Raw genomic sequence first — 17,953 nt, 5'->3', positions numbered from 1 at the left:
AACATGATATAATATGTTTGTTTGAAGAAGAGTAAAACTCTTAAACTTAGAATAGGAGAAAACTATGCAAGCAGTTGAACATTTTATTACGCAATTTGTTCCTGAACACTATGATTTATTTTTAGACTTGAGTCGTGAGACCAAGACGTTTTCTGGGAAGGTGACCATTACTGGTCAAGCACAGAGTGATCGTATTTCCCTTCACCAAAAAGACTTGGAAATCGCTTCTGTAGAAGTTGCGGGTCAAGCTCGTCCGTTTACAGTTGACCATGACAATGAAGCCCTTCATATCGAATTGGCTGAGGCTGGTCAAGTTGAATTGGTCATCGCCTTTTCAGGAAAAATTACAGACAACATGACAGGGATTTACCCTTCTTATTACACAGTTGATGGTGTCAAGAAGGAAGTCTTGTCTACTCAGTTTGAAAGCCATTTTGCGCGTGAAGCCTTCCCATGTGTGGACGAGCCTGAAGCCAAAGCAACTTTTGACCTCGCTCTTCATTTTGACCAAGCAGAAGGTGAAGTTGCCTTGTCAAACATGCCAGAAATTGATGTAGAAAACCGTAAGGAAACAGGCATCTGGAAGTTTGAGACAACACCTCGTATGTCATCTTACTTGTTGGCCTTTGTAGCTGGTGATTTGCAAGGGGTGACCGCTAAAACTAAAAACGGTACCCTTGTAGGTGTCTACTCAACCAAAGCTCACCCACTATCTAACCTTGATTTCTCATTAGACATCGCTGTTCGCTCAATCGAGTTTTACGAAGATTACTACGGAGTTAAGTATCCAATTCCTCAATCGCTCCACATCGCCCTTCCTGACTTCTCAGCTGGTGCCATGGAAAACTGGGGTCTTGTGACCTACCGTGAAGTGTACTTAGTTGTGGATGAGAACTCAACCTTTGCTAGCCGTCAACAAGTTGCCCTAGTTGTAGCACATGAGCTTGCCCACCAATGGTTTGGAAACCTCGTGACTATGAAATGGTGGGATGACCTCTGGCTCAATGAAAGCTTCGCAAACATGATGGAATACGTCTGTGTGGATGCCATCGAACCAAGTTGGAATATCTTTGAAGATTTCCAAACAGGTGGAGTTCCAGCTGCGCTTAAACGCGATGCGACGGATGGCGTTCAGTCTGTCCATGTCGAAGTCAAACACCCAGATGAAATCAATACGCTCTTTGATGGCGCTATCGTCTATGCCAAAGGAAGCCGTCTCATGCACATGCTTCGCCGTTGGCTCGGAGATGCTGATTTTGCTAAGGGTTTGCACGCTTACTTTGAAAAACACCAGTACAGCAACACCATCGGTCGTGACCTTTGGAATGCCCTCGGACAAGCATCAGGTCGTGATGTTGCAGCCTTCATGGATTCTTGGTTGGAACAGCCTGGATATCCAGTTCTCACTGTCAAAGTTGAAAATGATGTCTTGAAGATTTCACAAAAACAATTCTTCATCGGTGAGCACGAAGACAAGAACCGTCTCTGGGTTGTCCCACTCAACAGCAACTGGAAAGGTTTGCCAGACACACTTGAAACTGAGAGCATCGAAATCCCTGGCTATGCCGCTCTTGTTGCTGAAAATAAAGGAGCACTTCGCCTCAATACTGAAAATACTGCCCACTACATTACAGACTATCAAGGAGACTTGTTAGAAGCTGTTCTTGCTGAGCTAGAGACACTTGATAATACAAGCAAACTGCAAATCGTTCAAGAACGTCGTCTGCTTGCTGAAGCAGGGCACATTTCTTATGCGGACTTGCTCCCAGTCCTTGATAAACTTGCTAAGGAAGAGTCTTATCTGGTGGTTTCAGCTATTTCTCAAGTGATTGCTGCCCTTGAGCGCTTTATTGATGAAGGAACGGATGCTGAAACAGCCTTCAAAGAACTGGTTGCTAAATTGGCTCGTCACAACTATGACCGTCTTGGTTTTGAAGCCAAAGATGGAGAATCAGATGAGGATGAATTGGTTCGTCAGTTGGCCGTTTCTATGATGATTCGCTCAAATGATGCAGAAGCTAGTCAAGTCGCTAGCCAAATCTTTGCAGCTCACAAGGAGAACCTTGCAGGCCTTCCAGCAGCCATCCGTGCACAAGTTCTCATCAATGAAATGAAACACCATGAGACCAAGGACTTGGTCGCAACTTATCTGGACCTCTACACTCATGCGACAGATGCTGTCTTCAAACGCCAGTTGGCAGCTGCTCTGGCCTACAGTACAGATGCTGACAATATCCAAACATTAATTGGCTCATGGAAGGATAAATTTGTGGTGAAACCACAAGACTTGTCTGCTTGGTATTACCAGTTCCTAGATCATCAAACAACTCAAGAAACTGTTTGGGTATGGGCGCGTGAAAACTGGGATTGGATTAAGGCAGCTCTTGGTGGGGATATGAGCTTTGATAGCTTTGTTATCCTACCTGCCCATGTATTTAAGACTGAGAAACGCTTGGCAGAGTACAAGGAATTCTTTGAACCACAACTCTCTGACCTAGCTCTTAGCCGTAACATCCGCATGGGGATCAAGGATATCGCAGCACGTGTTGATTTGATTAAGCGTGAAAAAGCAGCAGTCGAAGCTGTTGTAGCCCAATATGCCAAAGCTTAATTCATTCGAAATGTAAATAAAAAACTCAACTTTCTATCTTAAAAGAAGAGAGAGTTGAGTTTTTTTTAAGGCAATTTTGGTATAATAATCATAACAAGGAGGAGTTTCTGATGATAAAAATCTTATTAGTAGAAGATGACCTAGGCCTGTCAAACTCAGTATTTGACTTTTTGGATGATTTTGCAGATGTCATGCAGGTTTTTGATGGAGAAGAAGGTCTCTACGAAGCTGAAAGTGGCGTTTATGACTTGATTTTGCTTGACCTGATGTTGCCTGAAAAAAATGGCTTCCAAGTCTTGAAAGAATTGCGTGAAAAAGGAATTACAACACCAGTCCTAATCATGACTGCTAAGGAAAGTTTGGATGACAAGGGACATGGTTTTGAGTTGGGGGCAGATGACTATCTCACCAAACCTTTCTATCTAGAAGAACTCAAAATGCGGATCCAAGCCCTTCTCAAACGTTCAGGCAAGTTCAACGAAAACACATTGACCTATGGAGATATTGTCGTCAACCTTTCGACGAATGAAGTGAAAGTGGAAGATACTCCTGTAGAACTACTCGGAAAAGAGTTTGAGTTATTAGTTTACTTCCTTCAAAATCAAAATGTCATTCTTCCCAAGACGCAAATTTTTGACCGCCTATGGGGATTTGATAGCGATACGACGATTTCCGTTGTAGAAGTCTATGTCTCAAAAGTTCGTAAGAAACTGAAGGGAACAGCCTTTGCTGAAAATCTTCAAACCTTGCGTAGTGTCGGGTATATTTTAAAAGATGTTCAATAAACTAAAAAAAACATGGTATGCGGATGATTTCAGTTATTTTATTCGAAACTTTGGAGTGTTCACCCTGATCTTCTCTGCGATGACCTTGATTATCCTCCAGGTCATGCACTCGAGTCTCTACACTTCTGTAGATGAAAAACTCCAAGCTCTTAGTAGTAGTCCCCAAGCGGTTATCCAGTTAGCCCTGAATCGGGCAACTGAGGAAGTCAAGGATATTCAACCAGCAACAGCGGATGCCAGCAAGGCTGAAATCAAACCCAATGTCAGCTCCAATACGGAAGTCTTGCTCTTTGACAAGGATTTTAACCAACTCTTACTGGGCAATCGTTTTTTAGGTTTGGATAAGATCAAGCTGGACAAGAAAGAGTTGAATCACATTCGTCAAATCCAAGTTGTCAATAGCTACGGTCTGGAAGAAACCTACCGGATGATCTTGATGGAAACCAATTCATCCACAGTTTCAAGTAATGTCAAATATGCGGCAATCTTGATCAACACTAGTCAGCTTGAGCAGATTAGCCAAAACCATGAGCATTTAATCGTAGTGGTCATGGCCAGTTTCTGGCTCCTATCTTTAATTGCCAGTGTTTATCTGGCACGTGTCAGTGTCAAACCTCTGCTGGAAAGTATGCAAAAGCAGAAGTCCTTTGTTGAAAATGCGAGCCACGAACTGAGAACGCCTTTGGCCGTTTTACAAAATCGTTTAGAGACTCTCTTTCGAAAACCAGAAGCAACGATTATGGAATCCAGCGAAAGTATCGCTTCGAGTCTTGAAGAAGTTCGCAATATGCGCTTTCTCACGACCAATCTTCTCAACCTTGCACGTCGAGATGATGGAATCAAACCAGAAATAGCAGAAGTATCACCACAGTTTTTTAAGACGACCTTTGCCAACTATGAGTTGATTGCTTCAGAAAATGATCGAGTTTTTAACTATGAAAATCGGATTTATCGTCCCTTCATGACCGATCAGTTGCTCCTAAAACAACTCATGACTATCTTGTTTGACAATGCCATCAAGTATACCGAAGAAGATGGGAAAATTGAGTTTGTGGTCCATGCTACGGATCGCCACCTCTATCTATCAGTAACGGATAACGGAATTGGGATCTCAGCTGCCGATAAGAAGAAAATCTTTGACCGCTTTTATCGTGTAGACAAGGCGAGAACTCGTCAGAAAGGTGGTTTTGGTCTAGGTTTGTCTTTGGCCAAGCAAATCGTTGATGCCTTACGAGGAACGATTACCGTTAAAGATAACAAGCCTAGAGGAACAATTTTTGAAGTTAAGATTGCTATCCAATCTCCTCCCAAACGTAAGAATAAATAAAAAGACAGTTTTAAAACTGTCTTTTTTGATAACTAGAAAAGAGGTTGGTAATGGTACCAACCTTTATTTTGATTTTGAAATTTTTCGTTTAATGATCTTTCGTTGGAGTTGGAGGAGTGCCAAGCTTGCCCCCATAGCAGTAACAAATGATAAAGCTGTGTTCAATTTTAAGGCTAAAAAGATAAAACTAAAAAACACCATAAAAATACAAAAACAAGCAATATTTACAAAAAATAAAATTTCTTTTAAATTGGAGCTAACAGGAGCTTCCAGTGTATAGTCTTGATAAAGCGGAGTTTGATTCGATTCGGGAGTTTGTTCAAACTCATAAGCTTCTAGTTTTCTTGCGGACATGATTCTCTCCTTAACAGTACATAACTATTTTATCATTTTTTATGCAGAGAATTATTACAGAATTGTTACAAAACTACTAAAGTCTCTTATCAACTTCTAAGTCGCTCTTCTTGACACCTACTGGGGAAAGTGATAGCATGGATGTTACACTTAAAACAGATGACCTGACCTTCTCTTTTATAAATATACTGAGAAAGGAAAGGATAACTTATATAAATTGATAGCAAGCTGAGGCTTTTCCTAAGATGATTTGTTAAGTTGCTACCTGGATACTTTTGAAGAGTATTGGTAGGAGTTGTTTTGAATGGATGATAAGACAGAGATTCTGTCTATTGGACTGGGTGGCTTTCTTGCTACCTTTGGGGAAAGTAAAAGGAGATAAGCATGTATCTTGCTATCAAAGAAATAGTACGAAACAAACTTCGATATAGTTTGATTCTAACTACCATTTTTCTTATCGCTTTTATGGTCTTTTTTATGACCAGTCTAGCTCTTGGTCTTGTGCGAAACAACCGAGCCGCTATTGATAATTGGCAAGCAACGGGTGTCGTTTTATCCGACTACGCAAATGATAATTTGACGGCATCTTTTATTCCTGAAAAGGACTACAAGGAAAAGAGTTCTGAAGAGGCTGCTCCATTGGGCTATATGTTCGCTGTGACCAATCTAGTCGATGGTAGTGAAAAGATCAACGTTTCCATCTTTGCTCAAAACTGGGATTCTTTTATCTCTCCTAGTTTGACGGAGGGAAGGTACCCAGAAGGGGATGATGAGGTTGTCGTGGATCAGTCTTTTGAGAACTATGGGATGAAGCTAGGTGATGCCATTCAGCTCAATGGAAGCGAGACAAGTTACAAGATTGTAGGCCTGACTCAAGGAAATAAATTTTTCACCGAGCCTGTTGTCTTTACGAGTCTGACAACTTATTGGACCTTACAAGGAACCTTGAAAGCCAATCGTTCCATCTCTGCCTTAGTTTTGAAAAATGACATAGAAGTGTCTGGCGATGGACTGAAGCAGATTTCCATTCCAAAAATGATTTCGAAAATTCCTGGTTATACACCTCAGGTTAATGTATTTTCAGGAATGATTCTCGCTATGATTGTCATTACAGGCTTGATTGTGGGGATTTTTGTTTATATCATTACCATCCAAAAACTAGGTCTTTATGGAATAATGCGGGCTCAAGGGATACATATCAAAACCATTGTATGGTCTCTTTTCTGTCAAATCTTCCTCCTAGCTGGTATGGGGATTGCTTTAGCCTTGCTGGCAATCGGAGGAGTGATTTTAGTCTTACCAGCTACCTTCTTTTTCTATCCAAGTTGGATAGCCTACTCGGTCCTAAGTTTGGTAATTTCCTTGATGGCCCTTCTAGGTGGTGTCATTTCACTTCCACGCTTGCTAAAGGTGGACCCGATTACTGCGATTGCAGAGTGATAAGGAGAATAGTATGACAGCATTGATTGAAATGAATCAAGTGACAAAAACCTACGGGGAAGGAAAGATGAGAGTCGTAGCCCTGCATGAGACGAATTTTCAGCTAAATGCGGGAGAGTTCGTAGCTATTGTTGGGCCTTCTGGCTCTGGAAAGACGACCTTTCTAACAACTCTAGGACAACTTCAGGAAGCATCGAGTGGAAAGATTCTAGTCAAAGGGAAGGAAACAGGCAGTTTGACGGAGAAGGAAAAAACAGACCTCCGTTTTAGAGAGTTTGGTTTCATTCTTCAGGCTTCAAACCTAATTCCGTTTCTAACGGTCAAGGAACAGCTGGATTTGATTGACAAACTAGATAAGGGAAAAAATAGTAAAAGTGACCGAAAAGAACTCTTTAACTTGTTGGATTTGGAAAAAGTTCAAAATCATTATCCCAAAGCTCTATCGGGTGGCGAACGTCAGCGTGCCGCGATTGCTAGAGCGCTCTATAACAATCCAAGCATTGTGCTTGCAGATGAGCCGACAGCTAGTCTAGACACCGAGCGTGCTTACCAAGTAACGGAGATGCTGGCTACCATTGCCCATGAACAAGGCAGAGGAGTTGTTATGATTACGCATGATACTCGTCTTCTTGATAAGGTTGATCGTATTTATGTCATGAACGATGGCCACCTAGTTGAAGAAACACATGCATAAAAAAGAGTGAATGGTACAAGTTACTGTTCACTTTTTTGATTGCAACCTTTAAAAAATGACTTTGACTTTTTATAAAACTACTAGTATTCATAGCTGATTTTTGAGAAATGTGGTATAATTTTTCTTATGGAAAAGATTATCATTACAGCAACTGCTGAAAGTATTGAACAAGTTGAACAACTGCTTGAAGCTGGTGTAGACCGTATCTATGTCGGTGAGAAAGATTTTGGTCTTCGTCTGCCAACAACCTTTAGTTATGACCAATTGCGTGAGATTGCTAAGTTGGTTCATGAAGCAGGCAAGGAATTGATTGTTGCAGTTAATGCCCTCATGCACCAAGATATGATGAACCGTATCAAGCCTTTCCTAGACTTCTTGGAAGAAATCAAGACAGACTATATTACTGTTGGGGATGCAGGCGTTTTTTACGTAGTCAACCGTGATGGCTATTCCTTTAAAACCATTTACGATGCTTCAACCATGGTGACAAGTAGTCGTCAAATTAACTTCTGGGGACAAAAGGCTGGCGCATCTGAGGCTGTTTTGGCGCGTGAAATTCCATCTGCTGAACTCTTCAAGATGCCTGAGATTTTGGAAATTCCGGCTGAAGTGTTGGTTTACGGAGCTAGTGTCATTCACCATTCTAAGCGACCACTTTTGCAAAACTATTATAACTTTACGCATATCGATGACGAAAAGACGCGTAAACGTGACCTCTTCTTGGCAGAGCCAAGTGACCCAGAGAGCCATTACTCTATCTTTGAAGACAATCATGGTACCCATATCTTTGCCAACAATGACCTTGATTTGATGACCAAATTGACAGAGTTGGTGGATCACGGCTTTACTCACTGGAAGCTAGAAGGTCTCTACACCCCAGGTCAAAACTTTGTGGAGATTGCAAAACTCTTTATTCAAGCGCGTAGCTTGATCCAAGAGGGAAATTTCAGCCATGACCAAGCCTTCTTGTTAGATGAGGAAGTGCGCAAGTTACACCCTAAAAACCGTTTCCTCGACACAGGATTCTATGATTACGATCCCGATATGGTTAAATAGGACACCAAAACCCGAAATAAAAATGTTCGGGTTTTTCAAGTGTATTCATGAAATAAAAACGGATACATGTTATAATAAAAGTAGCTCTTTAATGGAGGTGTTTAAGTGGAGAATCTGAAAAAGATGGCAGGTATCAAGGCTGCTGAGTTTGTCAAGGATGGTATGGTAGTCGGTCTGGGAACTGGCTCTACTGCCTATTATTTTGTCGAAGAAATTGGTCGTCGGATTAAGGAAGAAGGTTTGCAGATTACTGCTGTGACAACTTCCAGTGTGACCAGTAAACAGGCTGAAGGACTAAACATCCCGCTCAAGTCGATTGATCAAGTGGATTTTGTCGATGTGACGGTTGACGGGGCGGATGAAGTAGATAGCCAGTTTAACGGAATCAAAGGCGGTGGTGGTGCCCTTCTGATGGAGAAGGTTGTCGCAACGCCCTCAAAAGAATATATTTGGGTGGTGGATGAAAGCAAACTGGTAGAGAAACTAGGTGCTTTTAAATTGCCAGTAGAAGTGGTTCAGTATGGCGCAGAACAGGTTTTTCGTCGTTTTGAGCGAGCTGGCTACAAACCAAGTTTCCGTGAAAAAGACGGTCAACGTTTTGTGACCGATATGCAGAACTTTATCATTGACCTAGCCTTGGATGTCATTGAAGATCCAATTGCCTTCGGGCAAGAATTGGACCATGTCGTTGGTGTCGTAGAGCATGGCTTGTTCAACCAAATGGTGGATAAGGTCATTGTAGCGGGACGAGATGGTGTTCAGATTTTAACTTCAACAAAAGCAAACTAATCAACATAATAAGGAGACAAACTATGTCAAAATTTAATCGTATTCACTTGGTGGTACTGGATTCTGTGGGAATCGGTGCTGCGCCAGATGCCAATAACTTTGTCAATGCAGGGGTTCCAGATGGAGCTTCTGACACACTGGGACACATTTCCAAAACAGTTGGTTTGAATGTGCCAAACATGGCTAAAATCGGACTAGGAAATATTCCTCGCGAAACGCCTCTGAAGACGGTACCAGCTGAAAGCAATCCAACAGGTTATGCAACAAAATTGGAAGAAGTATCTTTAGGTAAGGATACCATGACTGGTCACTGGGAAATCATGGGACTCAACATTACCGAGCCTTTCGATACTTTCTGGAACGGATTCCCAGAAGAAATCTTGACAAAGATAGAAGAATTTTCAGGACGTAAGGTCATTCGTGAAGCCAACAAACCTTACTCAGGTACGGCTGTTATCGATGATTTCGGACCTCGTCAGATGGAAACTGGGGAGTTGATTATCTATACTTCAGCTGACCCTGTTTTGCAAATTGCTGCCCACGAAGACATCATTCCTTTGGATGAATTGTACCGTATCTGTGAATATGCTCGTTCGATTACACTTGAACGTCCTGCTCTTCTAGGTCGTATCATTGCCCGTCCATATGTTGGTGAACCAGGAAACTTCACTCGTACAGCAAACCGTCGTGACTTGGCCGTTTCCCCATTTGCACCAACTGTTTTGGATAAATTGAATGAAGCTGGTATCGATACTTACGCTGTTGGTAAAATCAACGATATCTTTAACGGAGCTGGTATCAATCATGACATGGGCCACAACAAGTCAAACAGCCACGGAATTGATACATTATTGAAGACCATGGGACTTGCTGAGTTTGAAAAAGGATTCTCCTTCACAAACTTGGTTGACTTTGATGCCCTTTATGGACACCGTCGCAATGCTCATGGCTACCGTGATTGCTTGCATGAGTTTGATGAACGCTTGCCTGAAATTATCGCAGCTATGAGAGAGGATGACCTTCTCTTGATTACTGCTGACCATGGAAATGACCCAACCTATGCAGGAACAGACCATACTCGTGAATATATCCCACTTTTAGCTTACAGCCCTAGCTTTAAGGGAAATGGTGTCATTCCAGTTGGACATTTTGCAGATATCTCAGCGACAGTTGCGGATAACTTTGGTGTTGAAACTGCCATGATTGGGGAAAGTTTCTTAGATAAATTGGTATAAGATGACGCGCTATGCTTTACTGGTAAGGGGCATTAATGTCGGTGGGAAAAATAAGGTTGTTATGGCGGAGCTTCGTCAAGAACTGACAGAGTTGGGTTTGGAGAAGGTTGAGACCTACATCAACAGTGGCAATATTTTCTTTACTTCTACAGATGCCAAAGCCCAATTGGTTGAAAAGTTAGAGACTTTCTTTGCAGTCCATTATCCATTTATTCAGAGCTTTTCTTTGCTGAGTCTTGAGGACTTTGAAGCGGAACTTGAAAATCTGCTTGAATGGTGGACCAAAGATCTGGCTCGAAAAGATGTCCTCTTTTATACAGAAGGCTTGGATGTGGATCAAGTCATTGAGAAAGTTGAAAGTTTGGAACTGAAAGATGAAGTGGTTCATTTTGGAAGACTTGGGATTTTCTGGGGGAAATTCTCTGAAAAATCCTACTATGCAACTGCCTATCACAAGCACTTGCTCAAGATGCCTTTTTATCGCAATATCACCATTCGCAATGCAAAAACCTTTGACAAAATCGGTCAAATGTTAAAAAATAATAAAGGAGATACACAATGACATTTTTAGATAAAATCAAGGAAACAGCTGCTTTCCTGAAAGACAAGGGAATCCAAGCGCCTGAGTTCGGTCTAATCCTTGGATCAGGACTTGGAGAATTGGCAGAAGAAATCGAAAATCCAGTTGTAGTAGACTATGCTGAGATTCCAAACTGGGGCCGCTCAACAGTAGTTGGTCACGCTGGTAAATTGGTATATGGAGAACTTGCAGGTCGCAAGGTCTTGGCTCTTCAAGGTCGTTTCCATTTCTACGAAGGCAATCCTCTGGAAGTGGTGACTTTCCCAGTACGTGTGATGAAAGTCCTCGGATGTGAAGGTGTCATTGTGACCAATGCAGCTGGTGGTATTGGCTATGGTCCTGGTACTTTGATGGCTATCTCAGACCATATCAACATGACGGGGCAGAATCCATTGATGGGTGAAAACTTGGATGACTTTGGTCCACGTTTCCCAGATATGTCTAAAGCCTACACTCCAGAATATCGTGCTACTGCCCATGAAGTGGCTAAGAAACTTGGTATCAAGCTTGATGAAGGTGTCTATATTGGTGTAACAGGTCCGACTTATGAAACCCCAGCAGAGATTCGTGCCTATAAGACATTGGGAGCAGATGCAGTTGGTATGTCCACTGTTCCTGAAGTTATTGTGGCAGCTCACTCAGGCTTGAAAGTTCTCGGTATTTCATGTATTACTAACCATGCTGCTGGTTTCCAAGAAGAACTCAACCACGAAGAAGTTGTAGAAGTGACTGAACGTGTCAAAGGTGACTTCAAAGGCTTGGTTAAAGCTATTCTTGCTGAATTGTAGTGTCATGAGAGTTCACTTTATTTTACACGAGACCTTTGAAGTTCCAGGTGCTTATCTAAAATGGGCTCTGGCACGAGGTCATCACATTACATCAACAAAGGTTTATGAAAAAGAACCTCTTCCTGAAACAATTGACGGGATTGATTTTCTGATTGTTATGGGTGGTCCTCAATCACCTGATGAGGATAGAGAAAACTTCCCATACTATGACCCTAAGGCTGAGCTTGCTTTTATGAAAGAAGCGATTGCTGCAGATATTTATATTGTTGGTGTCTGTCTTGGTGCGCAGCTCCTGTCTGTTGCCTATGGTGCGGAGTATGAGCACAGTCCTGAGCGCGAGATTGGCGTTTATCCTGTGACATTGACGATGCAAGGTTTAACAGATCCTCATGTAAGCTTGTTCGGAGAAACCATAGAAACTAGCCACTGGCATGGTGATATGCCAGGGCTGACAGAGGATGCTGTCGTCTTGGCGACGAGTCAAGGTTGTCCACGTCAGATTATTCGCTTCAGTCCGAAACATTATGCCTTTCAGGCTCATTTGGAATTTGATCCAGATGCAGTAGAACTTTTAATTACTGCGGATGGTGAGGAGAAATTAAGAGAGCAAAGTGAAAAGTTGCCTTTTGTTCAAACACCAGAAGAATTACGTGGAAACGATTATTCTGAAATGAATGCAAAACTGTATGCATTTTTAGATTCATTGGTAAACTAGGAACTACAGAAAGCAGAGTATCTGAGCTATAGTCAAACTCGGGCTAACTGTTCTACGAAATATTTAAATTTAAAATCAAGAAAGAAAGGATGGGTAAACTGTATTCACTGAACTGAATACGGGCGGAGAACTGTGTAAAAAAGATAAACTGTCTAGCATCTGCGATGCGTCGTCAGTTTCCTATTTTTACTTTGTTCTCTGTCGCCCTTTATATCTTAACTATGTCTATCCATATTGCTGCTAAGCAGGGTGAAATTGCTGATAAAATTCTTCTTCCGGGGGATCCTCTTCGTGCTAAGTTTATTGCGGAGAATTTCCTTGAAAATGCTGTTTGTTTTAACGAAGTGCGTAACATGTTTGGTTACACTGGTACTTATAAGGGTCACCGTGTATCTGTCATGGGAACTGGTATGGGGATGCCGTCTATTTCGATTTATGCGCGTGAGTTGATTGTGGACTACGGTGTGAAAAAATTGATCCGTGTGGGAACTGCGGGTTCGTTAAATGAGGATGTTCATGTCCGTGAATTGGTCTTGGCGCAAGCAGCTGCGACTAACTCAAACATCATCCGCAACGACTGGCCACAGTATGATTTTCCACAAATCGCTAGCTTTGATTTACTAGATAAGGCCTACCATATCGCCAAAGAACTCGGAATGACTACCCACGTTGGGAACGTTTTGTCATCAGATGTCTTTTACTCAAACTACTTTGAAAAGAACATCGAGCTTGGTAAATGGGGAGTTAAGGCTGTGGAAATGGAAGCAGCAGCTCTTTACTATCTTGCTGCCCAACACCACGTCGATGCACTAGCTATCATGACCATTTCTGATAGCTTGGTCAATCCAGATGAAGACACTACTGCAGAAGAACGCCAAAACACTTTCACCGATATGATGAAGGTCGGCTTGGAAACCTTGATTGCAGAGTAATCAGAGAATAGCTTTTCAATTACATTAGTTACAAGAACTGTTGTAAGTGATCTATTTTCAATATCTAAGCAATGATAAAGAAAGAGTTGAAAATCCAACTATTGATTTTCAACTTTTTTAGAACACAGCTTAAGGAGAAATGTGATGGATAAAATTGAACAATTACAAGATTTGATAGATCAAAGCCAACGGATTGTTTTCTTTGGAGGGGCAGGAGTGTCAACCGAGTCTAATATCCCAGATTTTCGTAGTTCAGATGGTGTTTATAGTCATCAGTTAGGCCGTCATTTTACAGCAGAGCAACTCGTTTCTCGGACCATGTTTGAGCGCTATCCAGAAGATTTTTTTGACTTTTATAAGAAATACCTGATTTATCCAGAAGCCAAGCCTAATGCTGCTCATACTTATCTAGCTGCTTTGGAAAAAACAGGCAAGCTAAAGGCTGTTGTGACACAAAATATTGATAGTCTTCATGAAATGGCTGGCTCCCAAAAAGTCTTTAAATTGCATGGGAGCGCGGACCGAAATTACTGCCTAGGTTGTCAACGTTTCTATGATTTAACTGCTTTTCTGGCCCTCGAGGGACCTGTTCCCCACTGCTTAGACTGTGGCAAGGTGGTCAAGCCTGACGTGACCTTGTATGAAGAATCACTTGACATGGATGTTTTTAGTCAAGCTGCACAAGCTATTCGGCAAGCAGACTTGTTGATTATTGGTGGGACTTCCTTAGTTGTTTATCCTGCAGCTAGCCTAGTAAACTATTTTTCTGGGACAAATCTGGTCCTTATCAATAAAACCAGTATTCCACAAGACAGCCAAGCTACATTGGTCATTGAAGGTAAGATTGGGGAAGTCTTTTCGAAATTGAGACAATAAAAGAATTTTAGAAGATAGCAACAAAACCTTGTTACTTGAAAGAGAAAACTATCTCATTTATTGACCACTATCTCGCTCTTTTAGAGTTATTAAAAACTGGCTGAGAAAATCAAAACACCTTCACCGATATGATGAAGGTTGGTTTGGAAACCTTGATTGCAGAGTAAAATGTAAAAGAAAATCCTGAATTCACTTGAAATCAGGATTTTTTCATAGATGCGATTTTTTCTGGGTCTGGTGTAACGCGGAGGGTCTTTTGTCCTGTGTAGGTTACAAAACCGGGTTTGCCACCAGTTGGTTTGTTGAGTTTTTTCACTTCAATCATATCCACTTGCACGAGATTTGACAGGCGCCCTTTGGAGAAGTAGGCAGCTAACTCTGCTGCGTCTGTCTTGACTTCGTCAGAAGGATTGAGATTTCCTGAGATGACGACATGACTTCCAGGAATGTCCTTGGCATGGAACCAAAGTTCCTCCTTGCGGGCCATTTTAAAGGTCAATTCCTCATTTTGAAGATTGTTTCGACCGACATAGATGATAGTTTTGCCATCACTCGCCAGATACTGTTCTGGTTTTTTGCGTTTCTGAATTTTCTCGCGTTGGCGTCTTCTAATGAAGCCTGTTTGGATCAATTCTTCACGGATTTCAGCAATTTCTTCCAGCCCAGCTTGGTTGAGAACCGTTTCGACGCTTTCCAAATAGAGAATGGTTGCCTTGGTTTTCTCAATCAGCTCAGTCAAGTATTTGACAGCTTCTTTAAGTTTCTGATAGCGTTTAAAGTAGCGTTGGGCATTCTGGCTGGGAGTTAGTGCCTTATCAAGAGCAATGGTGATAGGCTGATTCGTGTAGTAATTATCCAAGACTACCTGGTCTTGGTCATTCGGAACTTGGTGGAGGAAGGTTGTCAACAATTCTCCTTTTTGGCGAAATTCCTCAGCATTGTCTGTCGCTAGTAACTCTTTTTCTTGTTTTTTAAGCTTATGGCGATTTTTTTGAAGCTCATTTTCAACACGACGAATGAGTTCACTGGCTTGCTGTTTAACGCGGTCGCGCTCGGCCTTATCCTTATAATAGGTATCTAAGAGATCCGAAAGACTGGCAAAAGGCTCTCCTACACGATTCGCAAAAGGAACTGGACTGAAGGAAGTCTCTGTTAAGCATGGCTTGGTTTTTTGACTGAAAAAGTTACGGAAAGTAGACAGTTTATCACTGACAAGAATGTTTTCCAATTCATTTGCTGTATCGCGTCCTAAACCTTGAAAGAGGCTTTGAAGATTTTTTGCTGTTAGTTCTTGGGTTTGCAGAATTTCAAAGAGCTTTTCATCCTTGACAGTATAAGGATTGAGAGATTCGGTACTAGGCGGAGCAATATAGGTTGAACCTGGAAGTAAGGTGCGGTAGCTATTTTGTGAAAAGCCAACGTGTTTGATAACTTCGAGGATTTTATGGCTGCTTTTATCCACGAGGAGAATATTGCTGTGTTTGCCCATGATCTCGATAATCAAAGTAGCCTGAATATGGTCCCCAATCTCATTTTTATTGGAAACTGTAATTTCCACGATACGGTCGTTTTCCACTTGTTCAATCGACTCAATTAGGGCACCCTGCAAATACTTTCTCAAAACCATGATAAAAGTAGAAGGTTGGGCTGGATTTTCAAAAGTCGTTTGGGTCAGCTGGATACGACCAAAAACGGGATGGGCAGAAAGGAGCAGGCGATGACTTTGGCGATTGCTGCGGATTTGCAAGACCAACTCTTGTTCAAAAGGCTGATTGATTTTCTGAATGCGACCATTGACCAACTCGCTTCGCAATTCCTCAACCATGTGGTGTAAAAAAAATCCGTCAAATGACATCGTTCTCTCCTTGTGATTGTATTCCATAGTATTATATCAAAAAGGTAGAATAAAATCATGGAAATATGGTATAATAAAGCCAAGTAAAGAGAATCGAGAAGTACATGTATATTGAAATGGTAGATGAAACTGGTCAAGTTTCACAAGAAATCTTGCAACAAACCCAAGAAATTTTGGAATTTGCTGCCCAAAAAATAGGAAAAGAAGACAAGGAGATGGCAGTTACTTTTGTGACCAACGAGCGTAGCCACGAACTCAACCTCGAGTACCGTGACACGGACCGTCCGACAGATGTCATCAGCCTTGAGTATAAACCAGAGTTGGACATTGCCTTTGATGAAGAAGATTTGCTTGAAAATCCTGAATTAGCAGAGATGATGTCTGAGTTTGATGCCTACATTGGGGAGCTTTTTATCTCTATCGATAAAGCGCATGAGCAGGCTGAGGAATACGGTCACAGCTTTGAGCGTGAGATGGGTTTCTTGGCAGTACACGGCTTTTTACACATTAACGGCTATGATCACTACACTCCGGAAGAAGAAGCGGAGATGTTCGGTTTACAAGAAGAAATTTTGACAGCCTATGGACTCACAAGACAATAAACGAAAATGGAAAAATCGTGACCTGGTATCTAGTTTAGAATTTGCTCTTACAGGAATTCTGACTGCCATCAAGGAAGAACGCAATATGCGAAAACATGCAGTGACGGCTCTAGTAGTTATCTTTGCAGGTTTTGTTTTTCAGGTGTCACGAATCGAATGGCTCTTTCTCCTAATGAGCATTTTCTTGGTAGTAGCCTTTGAAATTATTAACTCTGCTATCGAAAATGTGGTGGATCTAGCCAGTCACTATCACTTTTCTATGTTAGCGAAGAAAGCCAAGGACATGGCAGCAGGAGCCGTGCTAGTTGTCTCTCTTTTTGCTGCAGTGACAGGTGCACTTATCTTTCTCCCACGCATTTGGGATATACTATTTTAAACTATAAGAGGAAATTATGACATTTAAATCAGGCTTTGTAGCCATTTTAGGGCGTCCCAATGTTGGGAAGTCAACTTTTTTAAATCACGTTATGGGGCAAAAGATTGCCATCATGAGTGACAAGGCGCAGACAACGCGCAATAAAATCATGGGGATTTACACCACAGATAAGGAGCAAATCGTCTTTATCGACACACCAGGGATTCACAAGCCTAAAACAGCTCTTGGGGATTTCATGGTGGAATCTGCCTACAGTACTCTGCGAGAAGTGGATACTGTTCTCTTCATGGTGCCAGCTGATGAGCCACGTGGTAAGGGTGACGACATGATTATTGAGCGTCTGAAAGCCGCCAAGGTTCCTGTGATTCTGGTGGTGAATAAGATTGACAAGGTTCATCCAGACCAACTTCTGGCTCAAATTGATGACTTCCGTAACCAGATGGACTTCAAGGAAATTGTTCCTATCTCAGCTCTTCAGGGAAATAACGTTTCTCGATTAATCGATATTTTGAGTGAAAATCTGGAGGAAGGTTTCCAGTATTTCCCATCTGATCAAATCACAGACCACCCTGAGCGTTTCTTGGTTTCAGAAATGATTCGTGAGAAGGTTCTCCATTTGACACGTGAAGAAATCCCTCACTCAGTTGCCGTAGTGGTTGACTCTATGAAGCGTGATGAGGAGTCTGACAAGGTTCACATCCGTGCAACCATCATGGTGGAGCGTGATAGCCAAAAAGGCATTATCATCGGAAAAGGTGGGGCTATGCTCAAGAAAATTGGGACCATGGCCCGTCGTGATATCGAACTCATGCTAGGGGACAAGGTTTTCCTAGAAACTTGGGTCAAGGTCAAGAAAAACTGGCGTGATAAAAAGCTAGATTTGGCTGACTTTGGCTATAATGAAAAAGAATACTAAGTAGAGGTGGGCTCATGCCTGC

Annotated in this window: 18 protein-coding genes; 16 read left to right on the top strand and 2 right to left on the bottom strand. The window is 41.9% G+C overall.

Annotated elements, in window-relative coordinates:
• The first annotated feature begins 64 nt into the window (after positions 1-64).
• The 3 genes from KZX55_RS02325 (at position 65) to KZX55_RS02315 (ending at position 4,723) form a co-directional block, all read left to right on the top strand.
• Positions 65-2,611 (top strand): M1 family metallopeptidase, encoded by a 2,547-nt coding sequence (locus tag KZX55_RS02325; RefSeq protein WP_248023549.1) that lies wholly within the window; start codon positions 65-67, stop codon positions 2,609-2,611.
• Between the two features lie 110 nt (positions 2,612-2,721).
• The gene (gene ciaR / locus KZX55_RS02320; protein ID WP_000590630.1) at positions 2,722-3,396 is read left to right on the top strand and encodes a two-component system response regulator CiaR; all 675 of its coding nucleotides are present in this window, start codon (positions 2,722-2,724) and stop codon (positions 3,394-3,396) included.
• Positions 3,386-4,723 (top strand): sensor histidine kinase, encoded by a 1,338-nt coding sequence (locus tag KZX55_RS02315; protein WP_248023542.1) that lies wholly within the window; start codon positions 3,386-3,388, stop codon positions 4,721-4,723. The genes ciaR and KZX55_RS02315 overlap by 11 nt, the downstream gene beginning before the upstream one ends.
• A gap of 63 nt (positions 4,724-4,786) precedes the next feature.
• Here KZX55_RS02315 and KZX55_RS02310 read toward each other — a convergent pair whose 3' ends face one another.
• Positions 4,787-5,077: a DUF3270 domain-containing protein gene (locus KZX55_RS02310; protein WP_248023540.1), complete on the bottom strand. Its 291-nt coding sequence runs from the start codon at positions 5,075-5,077 to the stop codon at positions 4,787-4,789.
• A 384-nt stretch (positions 5,078-5,461) separates the two neighbouring features.
• Between KZX55_RS02310 and KZX55_RS02305 the strand changes: the two genes are divergently transcribed.
• The 10 genes from KZX55_RS02305 (at position 5,462) to KZX55_RS02260 (ending at position 14,182) form a co-directional block, all read left to right on the top strand.
• Positions 5,462-6,517 (top strand): ABC transporter permease, encoded by a 1,056-nt coding sequence (locus KZX55_RS02305; protein WP_248023538.1) that lies wholly within the window; start codon positions 5,462-5,464, stop codon positions 6,515-6,517.
• 13 nt (positions 6,518-6,530) lie between these two features.
• On the top strand, positions 6,531-7,211 hold the full coding sequence (locus KZX55_RS02300; RefSeq protein ID WP_248023536.1) for an ABC transporter ATP-binding protein: 681 nt from the start codon (positions 6,531-6,533) through the stop codon (positions 7,209-7,211).
• A gap of 126 nt (positions 7,212-7,337) precedes the next feature.
• Complete coding sequence (locus tag KZX55_RS02295) at positions 7,338-8,267, top strand: peptidase U32 family protein (protein ID WP_248023534.1); 930 nt, start codon at positions 7,338-7,340, stop codon at positions 8,265-8,267.
• 105 nt (positions 8,268-8,372) lie between these two features.
• Entirely contained in the window at positions 8,373-9,056 is a 684-nt protein-coding gene (rpiA, locus tag KZX55_RS02290; protein WP_049505712.1) for a ribose-5-phosphate isomerase RpiA, read from the top strand.
• A gap of 23 nt (positions 9,057-9,079) precedes the next feature.
• A complete protein-coding gene (locus tag KZX55_RS02285; RefSeq protein WP_049479720.1) occupies positions 9,080-10,291 on the top strand; it encodes a phosphopentomutase in 1,212 nt (403 codons plus the stop codon).
• Between the two features lies 1 nt (position 10,292).
• Positions 10,293-10,853, top strand: a complete 561-nt coding sequence (locus KZX55_RS02280; RefSeq protein WP_248023532.1) for a DUF1697 domain-containing protein — start codon at positions 10,293-10,295, stop codon at positions 10,851-10,853.
• Positions 10,850-11,659: a purine-nucleoside phosphorylase gene (locus KZX55_RS02275; protein WP_109289933.1), complete on the top strand. Its 810-nt coding sequence runs from the start codon at positions 10,850-10,852 to the stop codon at positions 11,657-11,659. The genes KZX55_RS02280 and KZX55_RS02275 overlap by 4 nt, the downstream gene beginning before the upstream one ends.
• Positions 11,660-11,663: 4 nt before the next feature.
• The gene (locus KZX55_RS02270) at positions 11,664-12,374 is read left to right on the top strand and encodes a type 1 glutamine amidotransferase (RefSeq protein WP_109289934.1); all 711 of its coding nucleotides are present in this window, start codon (positions 11,664-11,666) and stop codon (positions 12,372-12,374) included.
• 221 nt (positions 12,375-12,595) lie between these two features.
• Positions 12,596-13,306: a purine-nucleoside phosphorylase gene (gene deoD, locus KZX55_RS02265; RefSeq protein ID WP_248025042.1), complete on the top strand. Its 711-nt coding sequence runs from the start codon at positions 12,596-12,598 to the stop codon at positions 13,304-13,306.
• A gap of 144 nt (positions 13,307-13,450) precedes the next feature.
• On the top strand, positions 13,451-14,182 hold the full coding sequence (locus tag KZX55_RS02260) for an NAD-dependent protein deacylase (protein WP_248023530.1): 732 nt from the start codon (positions 13,451-13,453) through the stop codon (positions 14,180-14,182).
• A gap of 199 nt (positions 14,183-14,381) precedes the next feature.
• Here KZX55_RS02260 and pavA read toward each other — a convergent pair whose 3' ends face one another.
• Positions 14,382-16,037 carry an Rqc2 family fibronectin-binding protein PavA gene (pavA, locus tag KZX55_RS02255; protein WP_248023527.1) on the bottom strand — a complete coding sequence of 552 codons (1,656 nt, stop codon included), beginning with the start codon at positions 16,035-16,037 and terminating at the stop codon, positions 14,382-14,384.
• Positions 16,038-16,141: 104 nt separating this feature from the next.
• On the opposite strand from pavA, the gene ybeY reads away from it, so the two are divergent.
• The 3 genes from ybeY to era are packed head-to-tail and all read left to right on the top strand — an operon-like array spanning position 16,142 to position 17,931.
• A complete protein-coding gene (gene ybeY / locus KZX55_RS02250; protein ID WP_000275169.1) occupies positions 16,142-16,639 on the top strand; it encodes an rRNA maturation RNase YbeY in 498 nt (165 codons plus the stop codon).
• Complete coding sequence (locus KZX55_RS02245; protein ID WP_248023510.1) at positions 16,620-17,015, top strand: diacylglycerol kinase family protein; 396 nt, start codon at positions 16,620-16,622, stop codon at positions 17,013-17,015. Before ybeY ends, KZX55_RS02245 begins: the two co-directional genes overlap by 20 nt.
• Before the next feature lie 16 nt (positions 17,016-17,031).
• Positions 17,032-17,931, top strand: coding sequence for a GTPase Era (gene era / locus KZX55_RS02240; protein ID WP_248023508.1), 900 nt, complete (start codon positions 17,032-17,034; stop codon positions 17,929-17,931).
• The last annotated feature ends 22 nt before the right edge of the window (positions 17,932-17,953 follow it).

Origin of the sequence: Streptococcus halitosis, from assembly GCF_023147855.1 — a bacterium.
In the GTDB taxonomy this organism is placed as follows: domain Bacteria; phylum Bacillota; class Bacilli; order Lactobacillales; family Streptococcaceae; genus Streptococcus; species Streptococcus halitosis_B.
The sequence above is the reverse complement of the archived record's forward strand: the minus strand, read 5'-3'. Positions and strand labels throughout refer to the sequence as shown.

Coding starts and splice junctions, on each gene's coding strand:
- KZX55_RS02325 (WP_248023549.1), top strand. CDS start 65: ATGCAAGCAGTTGAACATTTTATTACGCAATTTGTTCCTGAACACTAT.
- ciaR (WP_000590630.1), top strand. CDS start 2,722: ATGATAAAAATCTTATTAGTAGAAGATGACCTAGGCCTGTCAAACTCA.
- KZX55_RS02315 (WP_248023542.1), top strand. CDS start 3,386: ATGTTCAATAAACTAAAAAAAACATGGTATGCGGATGATTTCAGTTAT.
- KZX55_RS02310 (WP_248023540.1), bottom strand. CDS start 5,077: ATGTCCGCAAGAAAACTAGAAGCTTATGAGTTTGAACAAACTCCCGAA.
- KZX55_RS02305 (WP_248023538.1), top strand. CDS start 5,462: ATGTATCTTGCTATCAAAGAAATAGTACGAAACAAACTTCGATATAGT.
- KZX55_RS02300 (WP_248023536.1), top strand. CDS start 6,531: ATGACAGCATTGATTGAAATGAATCAAGTGACAAAAACCTACGGGGAA.
- KZX55_RS02295 (WP_248023534.1), top strand. CDS start 7,338: ATGGAAAAGATTATCATTACAGCAACTGCTGAAAGTATTGAACAAGTT.
- KZX55_RS02285 (WP_049479720.1), top strand. CDS start 9,080: ATGTCAAAATTTAATCGTATTCACTTGGTGGTACTGGATTCTGTGGGA.
- KZX55_RS02280 (WP_248023532.1), top strand. CDS start 10,293: ATGACGCGCTATGCTTTACTGGTAAGGGGCATTAATGTCGGTGGGAAA.
- KZX55_RS02275 (WP_109289933.1), top strand. CDS start 10,850: ATGACATTTTTAGATAAAATCAAGGAAACAGCTGCTTTCCTGAAAGAC.
- KZX55_RS02270 (WP_109289934.1), top strand. CDS start 11,664: ATGAGAGTTCACTTTATTTTACACGAGACCTTTGAAGTTCCAGGTGCT.
- deoD (WP_248025042.1), top strand. CDS start 12,596: ATGTCTATCCATATTGCTGCTAAGCAGGGTGAAATTGCTGATAAAATT.
- KZX55_RS02260 (WP_248023530.1), top strand. CDS start 13,451: ATGGATAAAATTGAACAATTACAAGATTTGATAGATCAAAGCCAACGG.
- pavA (WP_248023527.1), bottom strand. CDS start 16,037: ATGTCATTTGACGGATTTTTTTTACACCACATGGTTGAGGAATTGCGA.
- ybeY (WP_000275169.1), top strand. CDS start 16,142: ATGTATATTGAAATGGTAGATGAAACTGGTCAAGTTTCACAAGAAATC.
- KZX55_RS02245 (WP_248023510.1), top strand. CDS start 16,620: ATGGACTCACAAGACAATAAACGAAAATGGAAAAATCGTGACCTGGTA.
- era (WP_248023508.1), top strand. CDS start 17,032: ATGACATTTAAATCAGGCTTTGTAGCCATTTTAGGGCGTCCCAATGTT.